General features: G+C 64.6%; 20 protein-coding genes and 2 tRNA genes. 9 read left to right on the top strand and 13 right to left on the bottom strand.

What is annotated here, in order from left to right; all coding sequences use genetic code 11:
• Positions 1-37 precede the first annotated feature (37 nt).
• The 4 genes from L5876_RS05865 to L5876_RS05850 all read right to left on the bottom strand — a co-directional run bounded on the left by L5876_RS05865 (position 38) and on the right by L5876_RS05850 (position 5,788).
• Positions 38-2,863: a valine--tRNA ligase gene (locus tag L5876_RS05865; RefSeq protein ID WP_236955188.1), complete on the bottom strand. Its 2,826-nt coding sequence runs from the start codon at positions 2,861-2,863 to the stop codon at positions 38-40.
• A gap of 70 nt (positions 2,864-2,933) precedes the next feature.
• Positions 2,934-3,548 carry a PopZ family protein gene (locus tag L5876_RS05860; protein WP_236955187.1) on the bottom strand — a complete coding sequence of 205 codons (615 nt, stop codon included), beginning with the start codon at positions 3,546-3,548 and terminating at the stop codon, positions 2,934-2,936.
• Positions 3,549-3,642: 94 nt separating this feature from the next.
• A complete protein-coding gene (locus L5876_RS05855; RefSeq protein ID WP_236955186.1) occupies positions 3,643-4,989 on the bottom strand; it encodes a TolC family outer membrane protein in 1,347 nt (448 codons plus the stop codon).
• Between the two features lie 145 nt (positions 4,990-5,134).
• Positions 5,135-5,788: a protein-L-isoaspartate O-methyltransferase gene (locus L5876_RS05850; protein ID WP_236955185.1), complete on the bottom strand. Its 654-nt coding sequence runs from the start codon at positions 5,786-5,788 to the stop codon at positions 5,135-5,137.
• A 140-nt stretch (positions 5,789-5,928) separates the two neighbouring features.
• On the opposite strand from L5876_RS05850, the gene L5876_RS05845 reads away from it, so the two are divergent.
• A tRNA-Cys gene (locus tag L5876_RS05845) sits at positions 5,929-6,002 on the top strand.
• Positions 6,003-6,016: 14 nt separating this feature from the next.
• Here the strand turns inward: L5876_RS05845 and L5876_RS05840 are convergent.
• Entirely contained in the window at positions 6,017-6,376 is a 360-nt protein-coding gene (locus L5876_RS05840) for a DUF962 domain-containing protein (protein ID WP_236955184.1), read from the bottom strand.
• A gap of 287 nt (positions 6,377-6,663) precedes the next feature.
• On the opposite strand from L5876_RS05840, the gene L5876_RS05835 reads away from it, so the two are divergent.
• Positions 6,664-6,739, top strand: a tRNA-Asn gene (locus L5876_RS05835).
• 25 nt (positions 6,740-6,764) lie between these two features.
• On the opposite strand, the gene L5876_RS05830 is transcribed toward L5876_RS05835, so the two are convergent.
• Positions 6,765-7,235, bottom strand: coding sequence for a hypothetical protein (locus tag L5876_RS05830; protein ID WP_236955183.1), 471 nt, complete (start codon positions 7,233-7,235; stop codon positions 6,765-6,767).
• A gap of 160 nt (positions 7,236-7,395) precedes the next feature.
• Here L5876_RS05830 and L5876_RS05825 point away from each other — a divergent pair, with 160 nt between their 5' ends.
• Entirely contained in the window at positions 7,396-8,034 is a 639-nt protein-coding gene (locus tag L5876_RS05825) for a heme-binding protein (protein WP_236955182.1), read from the top strand.
• Positions 8,035-8,042: 8 nt separating this feature from the next.
• On the opposite strand, the gene mnmH is transcribed toward L5876_RS05825, so the two are convergent.
• Positions 8,043-9,101, bottom strand: a complete 1,059-nt coding sequence (gene mnmH, locus L5876_RS05820) for a tRNA 2-selenouridine(34) synthase MnmH (protein ID WP_236955181.1) — start codon at positions 9,099-9,101, stop codon at positions 8,043-8,045.
• Between the two features lie 55 nt (positions 9,102-9,156).
• On the opposite strand from mnmH, the gene selD reads away from it, so the two are divergent.
• The gene (selD, locus tag L5876_RS05815) at positions 9,157-10,212 is read left to right on the top strand and encodes a selenide, water dikinase SelD (RefSeq protein WP_236955180.1); all 1,056 of its coding nucleotides are present in this window, start codon (positions 9,157-9,159) and stop codon (positions 10,210-10,212) included.
• A gap of 63 nt (positions 10,213-10,275) precedes the next feature.
• Entirely contained in the window at positions 10,276-12,141 is a 1,866-nt protein-coding gene (locus L5876_RS05810) for a VWA domain-containing protein (RefSeq protein WP_236955179.1), read from the top strand.
• Here L5876_RS05810 and L5876_RS05805 read toward each other — a convergent pair.
• Both L5876_RS05805 and L5876_RS05800 read right to left on the bottom strand, forming a co-directional pair.
• The gene (locus tag L5876_RS05805) at positions 12,063-13,937 is read right to left on the bottom strand and encodes an ABC transporter ATP-binding protein/permease (RefSeq protein WP_236955178.1); all 1,875 of its coding nucleotides are present in this window, start codon (positions 13,935-13,937) and stop codon (positions 12,063-12,065) included. The two genes, L5876_RS05810 and L5876_RS05805, sit on opposite strands and share 79 nt — an antisense overlap.
• Before the next feature lie 38 nt (positions 13,938-13,975).
• A complete protein-coding gene (locus tag L5876_RS05800) occupies positions 13,976-14,974 on the bottom strand; it encodes an Ig-like domain-containing protein (RefSeq protein ID WP_236955177.1) in 999 nt (332 codons plus the stop codon).
• Between the two features lie 112 nt (positions 14,975-15,086).
• Between L5876_RS05800 and L5876_RS05795 the strand changes: the two genes are divergently transcribed.
• Positions 15,087-15,680 (top strand): TIGR00730 family Rossman fold protein, encoded by a 594-nt coding sequence (locus L5876_RS05795; protein WP_236955176.1) that lies wholly within the window; start codon positions 15,087-15,089, stop codon positions 15,678-15,680.
• A gap of 277 nt (positions 15,681-15,957) precedes the next feature.
• Here the strand turns inward: L5876_RS05795 and gltX are convergent, their stop codons facing one another.
• The 3 genes from gltX to L5876_RS05780 are packed head-to-tail and all read right to left on the bottom strand — an operon-like array spanning position 15,958 to position 19,908.
• Complete coding sequence (gene gltX, locus L5876_RS05790; RefSeq protein WP_236955175.1) at positions 15,958-17,292, bottom strand: glutamate--tRNA ligase; 1,335 nt, start codon at positions 17,290-17,292, stop codon at positions 15,958-15,960.
• A gap of 5 nt (positions 17,293-17,297) precedes the next feature.
• Positions 17,298-18,956 carry an NAD+ synthase gene (locus L5876_RS05785; protein ID WP_236955174.1) on the bottom strand — a complete coding sequence of 553 codons (1,659 nt, stop codon included), beginning with the start codon at positions 18,954-18,956 and terminating at the stop codon, positions 17,298-17,300.
• 28 nt (positions 18,957-18,984) lie between these two features.
• The gene (locus L5876_RS05780; protein ID WP_236955173.1) at positions 18,985-19,908 is read right to left on the bottom strand and encodes a Gfo/Idh/MocA family protein; all 924 of its coding nucleotides are present in this window, start codon (positions 19,906-19,908) and stop codon (positions 18,985-18,987) included.
• Positions 19,909-20,035: 127 nt separating this feature from the next.
• Between L5876_RS05780 and L5876_RS05775 the strand changes: the two genes are divergently transcribed.
• Genes L5876_RS05775 through L5876_RS05765 form a run of 3 tightly spaced genes read left to right on the top strand, consistent with a single transcriptional unit; the run spans position 20,036 to position 22,553 of the window.
• Entirely contained in the window at positions 20,036-20,833 is a 798-nt protein-coding gene (locus L5876_RS05775) for a DUF3667 domain-containing protein (protein WP_236955172.1), read from the top strand.
• Complete coding sequence (locus L5876_RS05770; RefSeq protein WP_236955171.1) at positions 20,830-21,825, top strand: NADP-dependent oxidoreductase; 996 nt, start codon at positions 20,830-20,832, stop codon at positions 21,823-21,825. The genes L5876_RS05775 and L5876_RS05770 overlap by 4 nt, the downstream gene beginning before the upstream one ends.
• On the top strand, positions 21,822-22,553 hold the full coding sequence (locus L5876_RS05765; protein ID WP_236955170.1) for a DUF3667 domain-containing protein: 732 nt from the start codon (positions 21,822-21,824) through the stop codon (positions 22,551-22,553). Before L5876_RS05770 ends, L5876_RS05765 begins: the two co-directional genes overlap by 4 nt.
• Here L5876_RS05765 and L5876_RS05760 read toward each other — a convergent pair.
• Positions 22,540-22,731, bottom strand: coding sequence for a hypothetical protein (locus L5876_RS05760; protein ID WP_236955169.1), 192 nt, complete (start codon positions 22,729-22,731; stop codon positions 22,540-22,542). The genes L5876_RS05765 and L5876_RS05760 overlap by 14 nt on opposite strands.
• Between the last annotated feature and the right edge of the window lie 84 nt (positions 22,732-22,815).

Genomic DNA, 22,815 nt, shown 5'->3' with positions numbered 1-22,815 from the left:
AGTTCACCGCAGCCGACGCCCTGCCGCAATCCTCACTTCAGGGGAGGCGCGACCGCGCGGCTTCGAGCGCATCCTTCTCGGCAGCATAGGCCGCGCGCTTGTCCTTCTCGCCCTCGACGACTTCGGGCGGCGCATTGGCGACGAATTTCTCGTTGCCGAGCTTGCGGTCGAGCCGTTCGATCTCGCCCGCAACGCGCGCGATTTCCTTGTCGAGACGAGCCTTCTCCGCACCGAAATCGATGACGCCTTCCAGCGGCAGGGCCACGGTCGCTTCCTCGACAACCGTCTGGGCCGAGCCTTCCGGAATCGTGTCCCCGGCGGAAATGGCTTCGAGGCCGGCGAGCCGCATCAGCAGTGGGCGCTGACGCTCGATCCGCGCCTTCGTCTGCTCCGACGCCCCGGTGAGGATGGCGGACAGTTTCGACTTCGGCGGAATGTTCATCTCCGCGCGAAGCTTGCGGATCTCGGTGATCATCGTGATCACCCAGTTCATCTCGCCCTGCGCCTCGCCGTCGGCGAGACGCACCGCACGCGGCCAGTCCGCGGCGATCAAGAGGCCGTCCCGGCCGCCCTCGCCCGCCGTCTCCCGCCACAGCTCTTCGGTGACGAAGGGCATGAAGGGATGCAGGATTTTCAGCGCGATCTCGAGCACATGCGCGGTCGTTGCCTGGGTCTCGGCCTTGGCGGCCTCGTCCTCGCCGGCGAACAGCGGCTTGGCGAATTCCAGATGCCAGTCGCAGAACACGTTCCAGACGAAGCGATAGGCTGCTGCGGCCGCCTCGTTGAAGCGGTAGGTCTCCAGCCCCTTCGCGACGGCGTCGGACGCCGCATAGGCTTCCTGAACGATCCAGCGATTGACGGTTTCCTTCACCGCCGACGGATCGAAATCCGCACGCGGGCGGCAGTCGTTCATCAGGCAGAAGCGCGCGGCATTCCACAGCTTGGTGCCGAAATTCCGGTAGCCTTCGACCCGCTCCTTCGACATGCGGATGTCGCGGCCCTGCGCGGCGAGCGCAGCCAGCGTGAAGCGCACCGCATCGGCGCCGAACTCATCGACCAGCTCGATCGGGTCGATCACATTGCCCTTCGACTTCGACATCTTCTGCCCCTTCTCGTCGCGGACGAGGGCATGGATGTAGACGTCGGGGAACGGGACCTCCTTCATGAAATGAAGGCCCTGCATCATCATCCGGGCGACCCAGAAGAAGATGATGTCGAAGGCGGTGACGAGCACGCTGGTCGGGTAGAAGCGCTTCAGCTCGTCGGTCTCTTCCGGCCAGCCGAGCGTCGAGAACGGCCACAGCGCCGACGAGAACCAGGTGTCGAGCACGTCCTCGTCGCGCGTCAGCGGCTTGCCACCCGCCTTTTCGCGCGCGGCGTCCTCGCTCTCGGCGACATAGACATTGCCGTCCGCATCATACCAGGCCGGGATCTGATGGCCCCACCACAGCCGGCGCGAAATGCACCAGGGCTGGATGTTGCGCATCCACTCGAAATAGGTCTTTTCCCAATTCTTCGGATGGAAGGTGGTGCGCCCGTCCTCGACCGCGGCGATGGCTTCCTTGGCCAGCGTCTTGGCGTCGGCGAACCACTGGTCGGTCAGCATCGGCTCGATCACCACATGCGAGCGGTCGCCGAAGGGCTGCTGGATTTTCTTGTTCTCGACGAGCGGGACGTCATTCCCCTCCTCGTCCTTCACCGTCACGGCGAGACCCTCGGCGGTGATCGCCGCGACGATCTTCTCGCGCGCTTCGAAGCGGTCGAGCCCGCGATAGTCCTCGGGCACGAGGTTGATCGCGTCGACCGTGTTCTCGTCGGGCAACTCCCCGGACTTGGCCAGCGCCGTCGCCTTCGCCGATTCGATTGCGTACGGCGCGCCATCGGTGCGCAGCGCCCCGCGCATGTCCATCAGCCGGTAGAGCGGGATGTTGTTGCGCCGGGCGACGTCATAGTCGTTGAAGTCGTGCGCGCCGGTGATCTTCACCGCGCCGGAGCCGAACTCCGGATCCGGGTATTCGTCGGTGATGATCGGGATCAGGCGGCGATGCTCTTTCGGCCCGACCGGGATCTCGCACAGCGCGCCGACGATGGAGGCATAGCGTTCGTCGGACGGATGCACCGCCACCGCGCCGTCGCCCAGCATGGTTTCCGGGCGCGTCGTGGCGATCGAGATATAGTCGCGCTCTTCCTCCAGCACGACATTCCCGTCCGCGTCCTTTTCCACATAGGTGTAGGTCCGGCCATCGGCGAGCGGGTATTTGAAGTGCCACATATGGCCGTCGACCTCGACATTCTCGACCTCGAGGTCGGAAATCGCGGTCTCGAAATGCGGGTCCCAGTTCACCAGCCGCTTGCCGCGGTAGATCAGCCCCTGCTCGTAGAGTTCGACAAAGACTTTCAGGACGGCTTCCGACAGCCCCTCGTCCATCGTGAAGCGTTCGCGCGACCAGTCGCACGACGCCCCGAGACGCCGGAGCTGCTGCAGGATCATCCCGCCCGATTCTTCCTTCCATTCCCAGACGCGATCGATGAAGGCCTCGCGGCCCATTTCGCGGCGGGACTGGTTGCCCTCCTCGGCCAGCTTGCGCTCGACCACCATCTGCGTGGCGATGCCCGCATGGTCGGTGCCCGGCTGCCACAGCACCGCCTTGCCCAGCATCCGGTGATAGCGGACCAGCACGTCCTGCAGCGTGTTGTTCAGCGCGTGGCCGATATGCAGCCGCCCGGTGACGTTGGGCGGGGGAATGACGATCGAAAACGTCTCGGCGTTGGGATCGTCCTTCGGCTGGAAGGCACCGGAGTCCTCCCACGCCTGGTACAGGCGCGGTTCGGCTTCTTGCGGATTGAAAGTTTTCTCGAGCATGGCGCGCATACGTAAAGGGCGCCGACGATCCCGTCGACGCCCGATTTCTCTTTGTTGCAGGGTTCGACGGTTAGCGTCTGCGGGAGACGCGGGCGATCTCGGCTTCTACCTTTTCCTCGACGATGCGCGGAAGGTTGGCATCGAGCCATTGCTTCAGCATCGGACGCATCAGTTCGCGCACGATCGTCTCCAGCGTCGTGCCGTCACCGGATGCGATCTTGAGGTTCTCGTTGAGCGCGCTGAACGCCCCGGCGGCGGCGGTCGCCGTCGTCTGGTCGAGCAGGGCATCTTCGTCGACGATGGGCTCCGGCGCAGGCTCGGGTTTCGGCGCGGCAGCGACCGGCTCGGGTTCCGGCTCGGGCTCGGGTTCCGGCATCGGCGCTTCAGCGACGGGTTCCGGCTCCGGGGCCTCGACGACCTCGTCCTCGTCCCGGTCGACGATCATCAGATCGTCCTCGACCGCGAGCGGCTCGGTCCCGCCAGCCGGTTCTTCGACCCGGTCGGTCAGTTCCAGAACATCCTCGTCGGCAGGAGCCTCGGATTCCGGCTCAGGCTCCGCTTCGGCGGCCGGAGCCTCCTCGGCGGCAGCCTCCTCGGCCGGCTGTTCGTCTTCGTCGATGATCCGGCGAATGGACGCCAGAATTTCTTCCATCGTCGGTTCGGATTCGGTCGCTTCCTGAGCCATGAAACCGCGAGTCCCCGCTGAGTCGCTTTCGCCTGTTACGCGAATAAATCTGTCCTGAGCGCCTATGTCCAGCGCATCGGGCTGATTCGTGACGCTAATTCCACGGCGTTAAGTCAAAGTTAGCCTGCGGACGCTCGGCCAGCGGGTCGGATGTTTCGACCGGCAGATCAAGCGTTTCCGCTGTCAGAAGGCCCATCGCCTGAAGCAGGGCAAGGCCCGCGACATAGGCGTCGCGCTCCGCCGACACCAGCGTCAGGCGGGCGTTCAGCAATTCCTGTTCGGCATTCAGCACGTCGAGCGTCGTACGCAGACCGACCTGGGCTTCCTGCTGCACACCGTCCAGCGCGATCTCGTTCGCGCGGACCGCTTCGCGGCTCGACACGATCACCGACTGCGCGGCGAGAAGGTTGTTGTAGGCGTTGGAAACATTCTCCAGCGTCTGGCGGCGCGACACCGCGACCTGCTGGCGGGCGGCATCGGCTGTGTAATTGGCCTGGCGCACACGCGACTGGTTCAGACCGCCGGTGAAGATCGGCATGGAGACCGTTGCGCCGAGCGAATAGCGGGTCGATTCGTCGCCGGCGAAGGTGCTGTCGTGGCTGCGCGAGGCATTCCCGCTCAGCGACACGGACGGCCCCATCGCCCCCTGGGCCACGCGGACATTTGCCAGTGCGGCTTCCTCGGAGAAGGCCGCGGCGCGCAGGGTTGGCGAGAAATCGAGCGCGATGCTTTCCGCCTCGTCGATCGTTTCGGGCAGGCTGGGCAGGGACGGCGGCTCGCTCAGCGTCGCGGGCGCCTGCCCCACAAGCCGGGTATAGGACGAGCGGCTGGCAGCCAGCTGTGCCTGCGCGGCCGTCAGCTGGGCGCGCGAGGCCGACAGGCGCGCCTCGGCCTGTGCGACGTCGGTGCGGGTGATCTCGCCGACTTCGAACCGGTCCTCGGCGGCGCGCAGCTGCGCGCTCAGGACCTCGACATTGTTGCGGCGGATGTCGACGATGGTCTCGTCGCGGCGGACATTCATGAAGGCGTTCGCCGCATCGAACAGAATCGATTGTTCGATCGCGCGCAGCCCTTCCAGAGAGGCCAGGGCGTTGGCCTGCGCCTGGTCGATCCCGCCCGTGATCTGGCCCGACCGCCAGATCGCCTGGCTGGCCGTGATCTGATAGGATTTCGGCGTCACGGTGTTCGATTGGTTGAAGAAGCCGCCGGAGCTTTCATTGCGCGTGTTGGAGATGCTCGCGCTGGCAGAAATGCTCGGCAGCCAGGCGGCGCGCGCCTGGGTGACCGCTTCGCCACTGGCGCGGACGCGGGCCCGCTCCGCCTGCAGCGTCGGATTGGTCTGATAGGCCAGCGCGAGGGTTTCCTCGAGCGTCTGCGCACCGGCAATACCGGCCAGAGAGAGGGCCATCGCCCCGGCTGTCAGGAAAGTCTTGAGACCCATCGAAATCGTCCGCCCGCTAATTCCTACCAACACCGTTATCGCAGATTGCGACCGGCCGCACACATTAAACGTCGGTGATATAGGACTCCGTCGCCAAAAAGTGAACGGCGTTCACCTTTTTGTCGCACTCCCACGGGGAAAGCGATCAGAAGACGAAGCCGGCCTCGCGCTCGAAGCCCGGCAGGATGTGCGGCGTGCAGTCGAACACGACGCGCTCGCCGACGCCCAGACCGGAGCGGATGAAGATCGTCGCCTTCCCGATCGGTCCCTTGCGCACCACCACGGCCAGACGCCCGCCATCGGCCAGCTGGTCGAGCCAGGCCCGCGGCACCTCTTCCACCGCGCCGTTGACGAAAATCACGTCGAACGGACCCTGCGACTGCGAGCCGGTTTTCAGATCGCCCTCGATCACCGCGACATTGTCGGCCCCGGCCTTCGATAGCGCCTCTTCGGCCTTCGACACCATCTCGCCGTCCGATTCCATCGCCACGACGGTCTCGCCCATGCGTGACAGGATGGCGGAGGAATAACCGCGCCCGCAGGCGAGATCGAGCACCAGGTCGGAGGGCTGCACGTCGGCGGCGTGAACAAGTTTCGCGAAATCGCGGGGACGCATCATCCAGCGGCCCGGCGCAAACTCCACCTCGGCGTCGGCATAGGCCTGGGCGTGCTTGGCGCGCGGCAGGAAGATTTCGCGCGGCACGGTAAGCAGCGCGGCCTGAAGGCGGCGGTTCGTCACGTCGGCGGTGCGGATCTGACCGTCCACCATCATGCGGCGTTCGCGCTCGAATTCGTTCACGGCCTCAGCCCTCCGCAAGAATGAATGCGAGGCGCTTGTATACCCCGCGGGAACGCGCCCGCAACCTCTCCGTCCGCTGCTATGCGGGGACGCATTGCAGCGCCGCGCGGCGTCCGTTAGAACACGCCTCCCGCATCGGTGGCTCCGTGGCGGAGTGGTGACGCAGAGGACTGCAAATCCTTGTACCCCGGTTCGATTCCGGGCGGAGCCTCCAACCCCACCCCTTCCTCAGGACGAGTGAGTCGCTTCCGCCTCGGCGGACGGCGTGACGCCGGCTTTCTTGAGTTCCTCGGGCAGCGTCCCGGTGATCGCGCACCACAGCATGCGGTAGTCGCTGATCAGCGACCACAGGGGATGCGTGAAGGTCGCCGGCTTGTTGCGCTCCACAAAGGCGTGGCTCATCCAGGCGAAGAAATAGCCCGAGACCGGCACCAGAATCAGCGCCCACCAGGTCTGCGTCGCCAGCGCGAAAATCAGCGCGCCGATCGCAATGACCGAGCCGATATAGTGATAGGTGCGCGTCGCCGGCCGCGCATGCTCACGCAGATAGTGCGGCCAGAATTCGGTGTAATTCGCGAGTCTTGCCATGGGTTTGGCCTCCCTGAAGGTAAGGATGCGTCAACACCGGTGAATCCTTTTCCCGATTTCCCGGAGGGCGTTAACGCCATGTTTACCCTTAATGGGCAATTTACCAGTGTCTTCTCGTGAAGACACCCCACCATCCACCCAATGCCTTTCCGGGGGCCCTTTTCAGGGTCCCCGTTTTTCTTTGCGGGCAAGCCTGCGCCGCCAAGTGTGATTTGAGGCTTGGCAGGCGGTTTTTACCTCTGCTATAGCCCCCGCTCCCGAGCGCGCTGCCGCTTCGGGATCCGTGTTCCCCGGTAGCTCAGTTGGTAGAGCAATCGGCTGTTAACCGATCGGTCGCTGGTTCGAGTCCGGCCCGGGGAGCCATTTTCCAACACGATGATGTCGCGGCTCACTCGTCCGGAGTGGGGTCGGTCGTGGGCGTACACGGTCCGGCCCAGCGCATGCCCCCGCTGAAGGCCGCACTGTCGGCATAGTCCCACGCATGGGAATACCGCATCGACGCCAGATCGATTTCGGTGAGGTAGCGGCTCTCCGCCCAGTCCTGCGTCGTCCATTCCGCGCGGACGCCCGTCGCTTCGATCAGGCAACGCGCCGTGTCATCGGCGGTGCGGGGTGAGCATAGATCCGGCGACCATTGACGGTTATCGAGCATGAAAAAATGCACCGCGCGTTCATTGAAGGCGAGGATGACACGCCCGCTCAATTCGTCCGCAGTCGACCGTTCACCGTCGACATCCTGATACGCCGTGCGCGTCCAGTTGCACTCCAGATAGGTCCATCCGTCCGCATCCTGTGACCGGGCCGATGCCTCTGACGCGGCAATGAATGAGAAGGCGCAAATCAATATGGCGTAACGCATTTCTGCTTCCTGGGTGCGTGATTGGAAGTCCCGGCGGCAAACTAGCACGAAATCAGCCGGATGCGGCGGAAACGAACGATTGCCTTTGTGCGATCCGCCGTGCCCGCACATCCGGCGGGCCTTCGCTTGCGTATACCTCCTCAGTTCAGGAGACCGCGCCATGCCCTTCGTCAGACCGCTTGCCCTCGCCGCCGCCCTCACCGCCTTCGTCCCGTTCTCCGAGGCGCGCGCCGCCGACGAGCCGCCGCACACCGTGGTCCGCACCGAAGGTCCGATCGAGATCCGCGACTATGCGCCGATGATCCTCGCCGAGGTGGAGGTTTCCGGCTCGATGGCCGGGGCGGGCAATTCGGGTTTCCGCCCGCTCGCCGGCTATATCTTCGGCGCGAATACCAGCCGCCAGTCGCAGGGCAGCGACGAGATCGCGATGACCTCGCCGGTCATCCAGACCCGGTCGGAAGAGATCGCCATGACCACGCCCGTGACGCAAACCCGCGGCGAGGGCGGACAATGGCGAGTCGCCTTCGTCATGCCGCCGGAATGGACGATGGAGAGCCTGCCCGTGCCCGACGATCCGCGGGTCACGCTGAGCGAGATGCCGGCGCGCCGCATGGCCGCGATCCGCTTTTCCGGCGGGCCGGACATGGCCCGCTTCGAGGAGATGACCGGCGAGCTGACCGATTTCCTCGCGCGTGAGGGCTACGAAATCGTCGGCGAACCTGTCTATGCGCGCTACGACCCGCCCTGGGTCCCGACACCCTTCCGCCGCAACGAGGTGATGATCGAGATCGCCTCCTGAGGCGAAGGTCAGCGCCCGGCCGCCATTACCCGCTCCGCCAGCGCGTCGATCGCGGCAGCATCGAGAAGCTCGGTCTCGACCGTCGCCATCAGCGCCTGGCCGTGGCGCTCACGCGCCCGGTCATAGGCCGGGTCGTAATGCGCCTCGATCAAGGCGACGGCGAGCGGTTCGAAGTCAGCGGCCTCGGCCCACGCCCGCCACTGCGCGATGTCGGTTTTCGGGTGGAAGGGCGCGAGCCCGTCGATCGCCGCCATCAGGCGATCGCGATTCTCCGCAATGTCCGGATAGGTCGCGAGCAGATGCCGGGCGCGCACCGCAGCCGGAGCCGCAACCACGATCCGCGGCGCCGCCTTCATCGAATTCCAGAGGCGGACCGGAATGGTCCGGTTTCCGAGCCGGGAGGATTCCGCCTCGACGAAGACGGGGATATCCGGGTCCATATCCCGCAATTTTTCCCACAGGAGCGACTCGAACCGCTTCTGACTCGGTTGGGGACGATGAGGAAGATCACCGAAGATCGAACCACGATGTTTCGCGAGATCTTCCAGATCGAGCGCCTGCGCGCCCTTTTTTCTCATCGCCTGAAGCACTTGCGTCTTCGCGCTGCCGGTCTGGCCGTCGATGATGATGATGCGGAAAAGATCGCGATCATCATCCGATAATGCAGCCGTCACCTGCTGGCGCCAGTGACGATATCCCCCCTTCACGACGGTCGACTGCCAGCCGACATCCTGGAGGACAAGCGCCATCGAGCGCGAGCGCATCCCCCCGCGCCAGCAATAGATCAGCGGCCGGAATTCGCGGGGATAGCCGGCCAGCGCGGTTTCGAGGTGCCGGGCAATGTTGCGCGAGACCATTGCCGCGCCGAGCCGCCGCGCCTCGAAGGGCGAAACCTGTTTGTAGATCGTCCCGATCTCCGCCCTTTCCCCGTCATCGAGGACCGGGAGATTGATCGCCCCGGGCAGATGGTCCTCGGCGTATTCAGCCGGGGAGCGCACATCTATGATGGCGGAAAAGGATTGAAGCCCTTGCGGCGACAGGTCTTCGGTGTGCTGGTAGCGGCCCATGCGCGCTCAATAGCAAAGCCCGGCCGCGCCGTCGCGCCCGCCAAACGGTGATCCCATGACCGACCCGATATCCCCACCCCGCCTCACCTCGCTCGCCCGCGGCGGCGGCTGCGGCTGCAAGCTCGATCCGGCGGTGCTGGACGGGTTGCTGGGCACATCCGGTGCGAAGGCGCTTGTCCCCGCAAATCTGCTGGTCGATGCCTCGACGCGGGACGATGCCGCGGTCTGGGTGATCGACGGGAAATCCGCGCTGGTCGCGACCACGGACTTCTTCGCGCCGGTCGTCGACGACCCGTTCGAATTCGGACGGATCGCCGCAACCAATGCGCTTTCCGACGTCTATGCCATGGGCGCGAAGCCGATCTTCTGCCTCGCTCTGCTCGGCATGCCGGTCGATGTCATCCCCGCCGATCAGATCAGGCGTATACTCGAAGGCGGTCAAAACGTTGCGGAAACCGCCGGTGCACCGATCGCGGGTGGCCATTCCATCGACTGCGCCGAACCCTTCTATGGACTCGTCGCACTGGGACTGGCCGCACCGGAAAAAATCCGCACCAATGCGATGGCGAAACCGGGCGATATCCTCGTCCTCGGCAAGCCGCTCGGCATCGGCGTCTATTCCGCCGCGATGAAACGCGGCCTGCTTTCCGACAGTGATTACAAGGAGATGGTGGACTCCACCACGCGGCTGAACACGCCCGGCCCGGACCTGGCCGAGCTGGACTCTGTCCACGCCCTGACCGACGTCACGGGCTTCGGCCTGCTGGGCCATCTGAAGGAAATCTGCGCCGCCAGCGGCGTCGCCGCCCGGATCGATCGCGCCGCCCTGCCCGTCTTCGATGGCGCGCGGGCACTGGCTGAAAAAGGCGTGAAAACAGGGGCCTCGGGCCGGAACTGGAAAGCGGTGTCCAGCTTCGTCAGCCTCCCCGCAGACCTGCCGGACCATGAACGTGACCTTCTGACCGACCCGCAGACCAGCGGCGGGCTTCTGGTCTCCGTTGCGCCTGCGGGGGTCGATGCCGTCCTCGAAACCTTCCGTCGCCATGGCCACGATGCGGCTTGTGTGATCGGCGAAGTGGTTGAAGGGCAACCTGAAATTCAAGTGTATTAGAATACGTTAGGGCACACCCGGCACCTCCCCTATTCTCCAGAAAAGGGAATAGGGGAGATCGCCATGCGGGCTGTTTTCATTGCTGCGGTATTCGCCGCTGCACCTGTCGCATTCGCGCAGGACTACGCGCTCGACGCACCGTCAGAGGCGCATATCCGTCAAGGGGTTGAGGTCAGCTGGACCGCGCCCGAAGGCGAGAGCGGGATCCTCGAAATCCGGCCCGAGGCGGGCGGCCGCCGCGCCAGCTATGCCTACACCCAGAACAATCCCCAGACGATCGAAGCGCCCGAAGCCCCGGGCGGCTATCTCCTCGTCCTGTCGATCGGAAACGAGGACCGGGCGACCTCGCCGCTCACCGTCATGATGGCCGAAGCGAGCCTGAGCGCTCCGGACACCGCTGCAGCCGGCGAGGACTTCGAGCTCAGCTGGACCGGTCCGGCGAGCCGCTCCGACAACATCACCTGGGCGGAACGCGGCGGCGAACTGGTCCGCGGCACCAGCTATTTCTACGTCGGCGCCGATACCGAGGGCAGCCGCAATCTGCGCGCCCCCGCCGGCGCTGGCGACTACGACATCGTCTATGTCACGGGGTCCACCATCCTGGCCCGTCACCCCATTACCGTCGGCAGCGTGACCGCCACGCTCGATGCCCTCTCCAGCATCCATGCCGGCGGCATGTTCGAAGTCGCTTTCGAAGGTCCGGCCAATTCAGGCGACCTCATCACCTTTGCCGACCGCGACGGCAACCGCCGCAGCGATCTCGGCAGCTATGTCTATGTCGACGGGACCGAAGGCAGTGTCACCCTGACCGCCGCTGAAATCCTTGGCGAATTCGATGTCATCTATTTCTCGAATGGCGGCATCATAGGCCGTGCGCCGATCGAGATTGTCGCGGCCAGCGTCGAGATCGACGGGCCGGGCGAAGCCTGGGCCGGGCTTCGCTTCAACGTGTATTGGGACGGCAATGGAAACAGCGGCGACCGCATCTTTGTCGCCGGTCCGGACGGCAGAGAATACGACTATTCCTACATCGATCCGATGATTGACACTGTCGAGATCGAAGCCCCCGGCGAGGTCGGCGACTACACGCTGGTCTATGAGAGCCGGAACGGTCAGGAGATGGACCGCGAACCGCTGACCGTCGTCCCCGCCCCGAACCCGCCGGGACAGCTGGTGGTCACGCAGGCCCGCGTCGCGCTCGGTTCGGGCGATGCCGTCGAGATCATCCTCGACGCGTCCGGCTCAATGCTGCAGCGGCTCGGCGGCGAGCGCCGCATCGCGATTGCGAAAGCCACCCTGACCGAACTGGTCACCGACACCATCCCGGAAGGCACCGGCTTTGCCCTGCGCGTCTTCGGACACAGGGAATCAGACTCCTGCCGCACCGATCTTGAAATCCCCCTCGGCCCGCTCGATCCGTCCGCTGCGGCGGCCGCCATCGATGGCATCAATGCAATGAATTTGGCCCGCACACCGATTGCCGATTCCATCCGACGAGTCCCGTCAGACCTCGAGGGCATTACCGGTCAACGCGTATTGATCGTCCTGACCGATGGCGAGGAGACCTGCGATGGCGATCCGGCCGCCGCCATCCAGGCGCTGCGCAATGTTGTGCGGGGCGTCCGCGTCAACATCGTGGGTTTTGCAATTGATGACGCCGACCTGGAGCGAACCTTCGAAAGCTGGGCCACCGCTGGCGGAGGCCGCTATTTCAGCGCCGCCGACGCGGAAGGACTGGGCGAAGCGATGACCCGCGCGGTCGCGACATGGTTTGAGGTTCTCGATGAGGACGGCGTGACCATCGCGACGGGCGTAACCGGTAGCGACCCGATCACCTTGCCGACGGGAGATTACCGGGTCGTCGCGCGTGGAGGTGAAGTGCCCGTCACCATCGTCTCGGACGAGGTGACTACGGTCGCGCTGGAATAGCGCTCACCGGCCTCGATCTGGCGCTTCCACATGCCGGCATAGATCCCGCCCTGCGCGATCAGCTCGGCATGCGTGCCGGTCTCGGCGATCCGGCCCTTGTCCATGACAAGGATCCGGTCCGCACCTGCAATCGTCGACAGGCGGTGCGCCACCGCGATCGTCGTCCGGCCCTTGGCAGCTTCGTTGAGCGCCAGCTGGACCTCGCGCTCGGTCTCGGAATCGAGGGCTGAGGTTGCCTCGTCGAGCACCAGGATGGCGGGATTCTTCAGGATGGCCCGCGCCACGCCGACGCGTTGCTTCTCGCCGCCCGACAGTTTCAGTCCGCGCTCGCCCACCATCGTGTCGAGCCCGTCCGGCAGGGTGCGCACGAAGGCGCCCAGATGCGCCCGGTCGAGCGCGTCCCAGATGGCCGCTTCGTCAGCGGACGGGTCGCCGTAGAGCACATTCATCCGCAGCGTGTCGTTGAACAGGACCACTTCCTGGGGCACCAGGCCGAGCGCGCCGCGTATGGAATCCTGCGTGACTGACTTCAGGTCCTGCCCGTCGATCCGGATCGCACCCTCGGCCGGATCGTAGAAGCGGAAGAGCAGCTTCAGGATGGTCGATTTGCCGGCTCCGGACGGCCCGCATACGCCGACGAAACTGCCCGCCGGAATCTCGAAACTGACCCCGTCGACCGAGCGGTCGCGGCCGGCATGACTGAAATGGACGTTCTCGAACGCCACGTCGCCGCCCTTCACCTGCAAGGGCTGCGCGTTGTCTGCGTCGGCCACGTCGGGCTGGAGGTCGAGCGTGTCGTAGAGCCGCTCCATGTCGACGGCGGACTGTTTGATTTCGCGGTAGGCCCAACCGAGAATGTTCAGTGGCTGGTAGATATTCATCAGGATCAGGGTGACGGCAGCCACATCGCCGGCCTGGAGCACGCCGGTCCAGGCCTTCCAGCCCGCGACAAGTGCCATCGCCAGAAGGCCCAGATTCATGACGAGCGCCTGCAGCCCGTTCAGCAGGGCCAGCGAACTCTGGGATTTCGCGGCCGCGTCGGCATAGCGCTGCATCGACTCGTCGTACCGGCCCGTCTCGCGAGCTTCCGCGCCGAAGCTTTTGACCGTCTCGAAATTCATCAGCGCATCGACAGCGCGGGCGCTCGCCTCGTTGTCGGCGTCGTTCATTTCCCGGCGCAGCCGCACTCGCCATTCCGTGACCGAGAAGGTTGCGGCGGCATAGAGCGCAACCGTGATCACCGCGATGACCGGGAACTCCCAGCCATAGGCCACACCCATCACCGCCGCAGCCAGCAAAAGCTCGATTACCGTCGGGCCGATATTGAACACCAGGAAACGCAGCAGGAAGTCGATCGCCTGCGCACCGCGGTCGATGATCCGGTTCAGCGCCCCGGTCCGCTTGGTCTGGTGGAAATTCAGCGACAGGCGCTGGACATGGCCGAAAGCGCGCACGGCAATCAGGCGCTGCGCGTCCTGGCTGACCGGCGCGAAGATCGCGTCGCGCCATTGCGGCGCCCCGACACTGGCGAACCGCGCCCCGGCATAGAGCAGAAAGGCGGCGATAAAGGCCATCGCCGTCACGCCCGCCGCGTGTTCGGTGATCGCGTTGACACCTTCACCGAAGGCAACGGGCGCACCGACGGCAAAGAATTTCGAGACAATGGTCAGGACCAGCGCAAACGCCATGCGCGGCCGCCACCGCGCCATCTCAGGCGAAGTCAGCAGCGACACGAGGCGGGACATGGCGGGACCCAGCCCGCCAGTGGCGGTATTCGCCGGTTCGGTATCAGACATTGGGCGTCAGATAGGACGCCGGCCGGCCTTGCGCCAGATCACTCACCGTCCTGCGTGTCGGTTTCCGGTCCGCCATCACCCTGCGGCGGCGTGGAAAAAACCTGTCCGGGGTAGATCACGTCCGGGTCACGGATCTGGTCGGCATTGGCCTCGTAGATCACGGTGTACTGTATGCCTTCGCCATAGATACGGCGGGCAATCCGCCACAGGCTGTTGCCCGGCTGAACGATGACACTGCCTTCGCCGAGATTGAGGGCTTCCGGCGCGACACGTTCGAACGGCAGAACGATCACGGCCGCGACCGTGCCGTCAGGCCGGATCATGTCGACCTGCAGATCGTAGACGCCGGGGGCCAGTGCATCGCCGGCGCGGACCGTCCAGCGGCCGTCCTGACCGACTGCCGTGTCACCCACCGTCGCGCCATTGGCGATCACCCGGACGCGGCTGCCCGGTTCCGCGCGGCCGGAGAAGATGACGCCGCCGGCATCGTCATAATCGACGGTCTCCAGTGCCAGCGGGCCGGTTTCGAGCCCTTCGAACGGTCCTTGCAGTACGCGGCTGGCTTCGCCGGGGCGGCCCAGCACGACCAGCGGCGTCTCGGCGCGCGATTCCGGGATCGATACCACGACGATCTGTTCGGAACGGATTTCCTGGCCCGAGGGTGTCGTCATCAGAAGGCCAAGCTCGACCGAACCGGTCGGCAGCGGTTCCTCGACGATCAACACCCACTCGCCCTGCTCGTTCACGGCGATGTTCGCAATCGATTCGCCATCCGCCAGCACCGAGACTGTCGCCCCGGGTTCGCCGCGGCCCGCGATCACGGCCGTGCCGCGCGGATCGACCCGGACGACGTCGAAGCTGGGAGGTGCGACCATGGCGATCTCGTCGCCGGAGCCGCTCTGCGTCTGCGCGGTCTGGTTGCCCGGACCGGTCGCGTCATCCTGGGACGGGACGCGCGTCAGGATGAAGACCGTCGCCACGCCCGCGGCCAGCGTCCCGAGCGCGGCGGCGATGATAATCGAGCGTGTGGCGGACATGAAGGCCTCCTTGAAGTCTGCCGTTGAGCATACGACTGACGAAGCGGTTTTCCATCGTGAAGCTTCACCCGATAGGATGATCACGCAACCTAATATGTAAGGCCTGATCGAAATGGCGAAAATTTGGTCCATCGGTGTGTTTTGCGGGTCCGCCTCTGGCGTCAGCCCCGCCTATGCCGCCAATGCCCGCAAGGCGGGAGAAGCAATTGCACGCAAGGGCGCGCGTCTGGTGTATGGCGGCGGCGATGTCGGCCTGATGGCAGCCTCGGCCATGGCGGCGCTCGATGCAGGCGGTCCCGTGCTCGGCGTGATTCCCGAATTCATGATCTCTCGGGAAGGCCTGCTGGAAAAAGCCGAGACCCGGATCGTCACCACGATGTCCTCGCGCAAGAACATCCTGATCGCGGAATCCGACGGCTTCCTGATTCTGCCGGGCGGCGTCGGCACGCTCGAGGAAATCTTCGACGTCCTGTCGCGAAACCGGCTCGGCCTGCAGAAGAAGCCGGTCGCTTTCCTCAATGTCGACGGTTTCTGGGACCCGCTGTTCAAGCTGATGCGCAAGACCGAGGACGAGGGCTTCACGCCGCAGGGTTTTTCCGAGGGCGTTCTGGTCGAGAGCGACCCGGAAAAGGCTGTTCGTCATCTGATGGACGCCCTGAACAGGGGCGAGGGCGAATTCGTAAGCAGCGAGAAGGTGAATTTCTGATTCCGGTTTTCACCGCAGCACTATGAATTGATTCAATTATTCGAGCTTCGAATTGCGCCGTACGTAGCCCGGACTTGAATCAGATTGTGAGCCTCAAGGGCCGGGTTGAATCAGAATCTGAACCACCGGGTTGAATCGGATTGTGAAGTCCGGCCAATCGGTTGAATCAGGATGTGAAGCGGGCGAATCCGAATTCCAGGACCATCGCCCAACCGATTCAAAGGATTCAGGAATCCCGGATTCCCGATTCATCACCTGAAGCGGCGCAAACGGACAATCAGCCCTTCAGCCGCTCCAGAACCCGCTCGCGGCCGATCAGGACGATCATCTTGTCCATTTCCGGGCCGTGCCGGTCGCCGGTCAGCGCCAGACGCAGCGGCATGAACAGTTCGCGGCCCTTGCGGCCAGTCTTCGCCTTCAGGTCCGACGTCCAGGCCGACCACGAGCCGGCATCCAGCTCGCCTGCCGGCAGGGCTTCGGCCGCCGCGGCGATATAGTCGCGGTCCGCCTCCTCGACGACCGGGGTGACCGGACCTTCGACGATCTTCAGGACATCGACGGCGTCTTCCAGCCGGTTGAGGTTTGGCCGCGCGGCGTCCCAGAATTCCGGACCGGCATCGGCCCCCAGTGCCTGCAGGCGCGGAAGGACGCTCTCATACGGCGTTTCGTGCAGCAGGCGGGCATTGAGGCGCTTCAGTTCTTCCGGATCGAAGCGGGCCGGCGCGCGGGAGAATTTCGCCAGGTCGAATTCCTCGATCAGGCGGGCGATCTCCAGGCGCGGCTCGACCGGATCGGACGTACCGATCTTCGCCAGCAGCGACAGGATGGTCATCGCCTCGATACCTTCCTCGCGGAGACCCGAGATCGACAGCGTGCCGAGACGCTTGGACAGCTTGCCGCCATCGGGACCGACCAGAAGCGGGTGATGACCCAGCTGCGGCGAGGCACCGGCAATGGCTTCGAAAATCTCGATCTGGGCACCGGAATTGGTGACGTGATCCTCGCCGCGGATGATCGCGGTGATGCCGCTGTCGATGTCGTCGATGACGCTTGGCAAGGTGTAGAGATAGCTGCCGTCCTCGCGGATCAGGATCGGGTCGGACAGCGACGCCGTATCGATCGGCGTCTCGCCGCGCACCAGGTCGTTCCACGTCACGGTCCGGCCGGACAGCTTGAAGCGCCAGTGCGGCTTGCGGCCCTCGGCCTCATAGGCCGCCTTCTGCGCATCGGTCAGGTCCAGCGCGGCGCGGTCATACACCGGCGGCTTGCCCTGCGCGCGCTGCAGCTTGCGCTTCCGGTCGAGCTCGTCCTCGGTCTCGTAACAGGGATAGAGCAGGCCCTTTTCACGCAGATCGTCCGCGACGGCGTTATAGCGCTCGAAACGCTCGGACTGCTTGAACGTCTCGTCCCAATGAAGGCCCAGCCAGTCGAGATCGGCCTTGATCCCGTCCTCGTATTCCTTCGTGGAGCGCTCCAGGTCCGTATCGTCGATCCGCAGCACGAACTGACCGCCCTGCCCCTTCGCGTAGAGGAAGTTGGTCAGCGCGGTGCGGATATTGCCGACATGCAGCTTGCCGGTCGGGCTCGGGGCGAAACGGACTTTGGCGGACATGGATTCTAGAGCTTTGTCTTGCTGGCGCGGAACTTGTTGGTAATGGGATAGCGCCGGTCGCGGCCGAAATTCTTCGGCCCGATCTTCACGCCCGGCGGCGCCTGACGGCGCTTGTACTCGGCGCGATAGAGCATGTTTTCGATCCGCGCGACAGTGGCGGCGTCATGTCCGGCCTCGACGAGCGCCGCCGGATCGCCTTCCTGCTCCACGAGGCATTCCAGCATCGCATCGAGCACGTCGTAGTCGGGCAGCGTGTCCTGGTCGGTCTGATCCGGCTTAAGTTCCGCGCTCGGCGCCTTGGTGATGATCCGTTCCGGGATCACCTCGCCCGCCGGGCCGAACCCCACCGGTGCATTGCGGTCGTTGCGCCAGCGCGCCAGCGCGTAGACCTCGGTCTTGTAGACGTCCTTCAGCGCGTTGTAGCCGCCATTCATGTCGCCATAGAGCGTGGCGTAACCCACAGCCATCTCCGACTTGTTGCCGGTCGACAGCACCATCGGCCCGAACTTGTTTGACAGCGCCATCAGCGTCACGCCGCGCACGCGCGATTGGATATTCTCCTCCGTCGCATCCGCGTCCCGGCCTTCGAAAACCGGCCCCAGCATCGCGCCGAAGGCGGCGATCGCCGGTTCGACATCTATGATGTCATAGCGCACGCCGAGGGCCTCGGCGCAGGCCTTCGCATCATCGAAACTGTCCTGCGAGGTATATTTCGACGGCATCATCACCGCCCAGACCCGGTCGGGACCGAGCGCATCGGTCGCGATGGCGGCGGAAATCGCGCTGTCGATCCCGCCCGACATGCCCAGCACCACGCCGGGAAAGCCGTTCTTGTTCACATAATCGGCGAGCGCCAGGCGCATCGCCTGCCAGTCCGCTTCAAGCCCGCACACCACATCGGCGCGTTCGGCGTGCGTGCAGACCCAGCCGTCCTCGCCCTTTTCCCAATTGGCGATCGATAGATCGGTGTCGAAGCCTTTCAGGCGCTGGACCTCGTTGCCGGAGGCATCCCAGCTGAAGGAGGCCCCGTCGAACACCAACTCGTCCTGGCCGCCGACCTGGTTGACGAAGATCAGCGGAATTTTCAGATCGCCCCAGCGCGAAAAGGCGCGCCTGCGGTCCGCCTCGATCGTGCGCCGCCAGGGCGAGCCATTGATCGAGATAAAGAGCTCGGCACCCTTTTCGGCCAGCGCGCGGGGCGCATGCTCGAACCAGATATCCTCGCAGATCGGCAGGCCCAGCTTCACGCCGCGCCAGTCGACCGGTTCGGGCAGCGGGCCGGATTCGAAGACGCGCTTCTCGTCGAACACCGCATAGTTCGGCAGTTCGCGCTTGAAACGAAGCGCCTGCACCTTGCCCGCGTCGATCAGCGCGACGGCATTGCGCAGCGCGCCGTCATCATCCCACGGCACACCGACGAGGATCGCTGGTCCCGGGTCCGCCGCCAGATCGTCGAGGGCTTCGGCGCAGGCGCGAACGGCCGCAGGCTTCAGGACGAGGTCTTCGGGCGGATAGCCGATCAGCATCAGTTCGGGAAAGACCACCAGGTCCGCGCCGGCATCGCCCGCCATCCGGCGGTATTCGCGCACCAGTTCCAGATTGCCCGCCACGTCACCGACGGTCGGGTTGAGCTGGGCCGAAGCAATGCGGAGCGTCGTCGTCATGCGCGCGCCTTTAGACCCGGGGGCGGTTTCAGGCAACCGCGAGCCGGTCGATATCCCGTGCCACCTGAAGCGCAGCCAGCCCGGCTTCCGCCGGAACCGCCACGGGAGCGCCATCCAGCACGGAGGCGAGGAAGGCGTTCACATTCGCGCCGAGCGAATCCTTGGCCTGCGGGTTCTCGCCGAAATTGGGGTCGAGCGGGAAGCCGGTCGTATTGGAGAATGTCTTCTTCACGAAGTCGATCTCCAGGACGCCGGAGCGGTATTCGATCCGCATCACCCGGTCGAGCGCGTCGGCAACGCGGCTGGACGTAAGCTCGGCGACATAGCCATTGGCGAAGGTGAGAACAGCATGCGCCACATCGGCGGAGTCATTCTTCACGATCCTGGCCTCGGCCTCCATGCGGTCGAGCGGCGAATGCGCGAGTGCAATCGCCAGATCGAGATCGTGGATCATCAGATCGACCGTCACCGAGACGTCCAGATTGCGCGTTGAGGGCACGCCCATGCGCCGCGCAGTCACGCGCAGCGGCACCTCGTTGATGTCGAACAGGCCCATCGCCTTGAACACGAAGCGTTCCTGATGCCCGACCTGCAGCACACGCCCCTGCGCTTCGGCGAGCACGATCAATTCCCGTCCGCGCACCGCGGTATCGGCCAGCGGCTTCTCGCACAGGACGTGACAGCCGGCTTCGAGCGCCAGCTTCGCGCTGTCGTAGTGGGCGATGGCGGGGTTGGCGACGGTCACCGCTTCGCAGGCTTCGATGAGGGCTTCCGCGCTGTCGAACGCCGTAACGCCCAGATCGGCGGCGAGCGCTTCAGCCCGGTCGCGGCTGATGTCGTAGACGCCAATGAGCTCCGCCCGGTCCGACGCCGCATATTTGCGGGCATGGTGGCCGCCGAACACGCCGGCACCGAAAACACCGGCTTTCAGGGATGTGGGTTTGCTATTCATCGTGGAGCGCACCTCGCATGCGGCCAGCCTCCACACAATAACCGCCTGCATCAATCATTGTTGCGCAATCTGGCAGGCTTGCCCCGTAGCACATTGCGCCTAGGATTACGCGCGGCGAGGGATTTCCATGGCGGATTCGAACAGACCCGACGACACACGGCCGACGCGCGCCGACGCAGACGATGTCGCCGACGCCGTGATCGGCGTCGATACGCGGATTTTCCGCACGATCTGGGACACGGTCGTGCATACGCCGCGCGTTCTGCAGGCTGCCTATGAAGGCGACCGCGAACGCTACATTCCGATCATCCGGATGTTCCTCGTTCTGTTCGGCATGCAGTTCGCCATCATGGCCTTTGTCGGTGTGCCGACCGCCATCACGACCGAGATCTTCATGGATCAAAGCCCCGAAGGCGGTCAGGACGTTCTGATCTGGCTTGAACGGGAAGGTCTGGACCAGGCGACGGTCGATCAGAGTCTGGAACGCGCCGCCAGCCTCACCATCACGCTTCTGACGGTGCTTGCCGCCCTGCCCTATCTCCTCGTGTTCAAGGCCTACCGGCCGAAGCGCTCATTCTACGGCCATCTGCTGACCTATCTGCTGACGACCAATGCGTCCTACCTGGTCATGCTGCCGATCCTCGCCCTGTCGGTGTTCGGCGACTTCCTCACCTGGTACGTGGTTTCGATGGTGATCGGACTGACCGTCTATTTCATTGCCACGGCCCGCGTGTTCTCGACCCATTATGCCACGACGATCCCGGGGGTCGTCTTCAAGACGCTCGGCATCTTCCTGCTTTTGCCGGTGACCATCCTGATCGTCGGGCTTGGCCAGTACGCGATTGCCGAAATGACGCTGCGCATCTTCCACGACACCTCACTGATCGACCTGTTCCAGATTGCTGCTGAGAGATCTTCCTCATGAAATCCCGTGAAATCCATCTGACCGCATATCCCAAGGGTGAACCCGGCCCGGACAATTTCGAACTCGCCGAGGTCGATATCGCCGCGCCAAAGGACGGCCAGGTCCTGGTCCAGAACCGCTGGCTGTCGGTCGACCCCTATATGCGCGGCCGGATGAGCGGGATCCGCACCTATGTCGACCCGTTCCAGATCGGGCAGGCCATGGAAGGCGGCGCGGTCGGCGAAGTCGTCGAAAGCAACAATCCGAAATTCGCCAAGGGTGATTGGGTGTTGTCGATGCAGGGCTGGCGCGAAGCCTATGTCAGCGACGGCAAGGGCCTGCAGAAGATCGACACCAGCCTCCTGCCGCCGCAGGCCTATCTCCACATCGCCGGCCTGACCGGCATGACCGCCTATGTCGGTATCAAGCGCGTCATCGACCTGAAGGAAGGCGAGACGCTGTGGATGTCGGCCGGCGCCGGCGCGGTCGGTTCGGCCGGTATCCAGTTCGCCAAGGCGATGGGCGCGAAAGTCGTCGCGACCGCCGGCGGCAAGGAAAAGTGCGATTTCTGCCGAGAAATCGGCGCCGACGCCGTGGTCGACTACAAGGAGGCCGGCAACCTGGCCAAGGCGGTCCGCGAAGCCGCGAGTGGCGGCGTTGATGCCTATTTCGAGAATGTCGGCGGCACGCACTGGACTGCGGCCATGGAAGTGCTGAAGCCGAAGGGCCGCATCGCCGCCTGCGGCATGATCCAGCGCTACAACGATGCCAGCGCCCAGCCGCTGCCGGACAATCTCGCCAACATCGTCGCCAAGTCGCTGCGCATCCAGGGCTTTATCGTGACCGACCACATGGACCTGATGGGCAGTTTCATGACCGACCTGTCGCAGTGGATGATGGCCGGGAAGGTCCAGACCCGCGAAACGGTCCGCGAGGGAATCGCCTCCATGCCGGACGCCTTCCTTGGGCTGTTCCGGGGCGAGAACCTCGGCAAGATGCTGGTCAAGCTGTGACAACCAGTCCGAAACCGCGGAACGAGGACACCGAGGACTTCATCGAAGATATCCTCGGCTTCAACTTCCGCAGTTTCCGGACGATTTACGCCCTTTTCGTGAAGCCGCGCGCCGTCTTCCAGGCCTATGCCGAGCGCGACCGCGAGACCTACACACCGAGCCTCAGGATCTGGCTGGGCATTATCGGTCTTCAGGTCCTCTTTTCGGTGGTCTGGGGCGGCTATGGCGGCCTGATCCTGTCGCAATGGCAAGCCGGTGATGCCTCGACGATCGCCATGCTCGAATCCGCGTTCGGCGGTTCGATCGAGGAGATCGCCGGTCACTATGGTGACGTGGCGAACCTGCTGCATGCCGTGATCGTGGGTGGCATGACCGGGCTCTCGGCATTTCTGATCGGGGCGTTCAACAAGTCGCTTCACTGGACGACGCGGATCAATATCACCTTCGCAATCCTGTCCGTCGCCTCGGTCGTCGGACTGCTTCTGCTCGTCGTGACCGCCGGATCCGGTCATCTCGAATGGCTGAACTGGTCGATCCCGATCATCGCGCTTTTGTACGGGTTCACGTTCTACCGCGGCGCGCCGGGCATCCTGGCCACGACACGCACAGGCGCGCTTCTCAAAGGCGCCCTGTTTTCGATCGTCACGATCCTGCTGGTCTTCGTCGGCGGCGCGGTGATGGCGATCATCGGATTCACCTACGCCGCGATCCGGATCAACGGCGGCTAAGCCTGCCGACCAGAAATCCGCCGGCGATGGCCCCCGCCAGTTCCGGCCATGGCGCTGCCGCTCCCACCCATTGCAGGCCGTAGTAAACCGCCATCGCGGCGGGAATCGCCACGATCAGGGCGCGAATCGCCGGCATCCAGGACCGGCGGCGGGGCTGTGTTTCAGCGCGGAACATCATTCCGTTTACTCCGCAATAACCACGCCGAACCCTCGATTGAGCGGTTTTTCACCAAAAAAGCACGGATTCATGCGGTTGAACGGC

It is taken from the genome of Hyphobacterium sp. SN044, from assembly GCF_021864465.1.
Classification (GTDB): Bacteria; Pseudomonadota; Alphaproteobacteria; order Caulobacterales; family Maricaulaceae; genus Hyphobacterium.
This window is presented reverse-complemented; position numbering and strand designations above follow the sequence as displayed.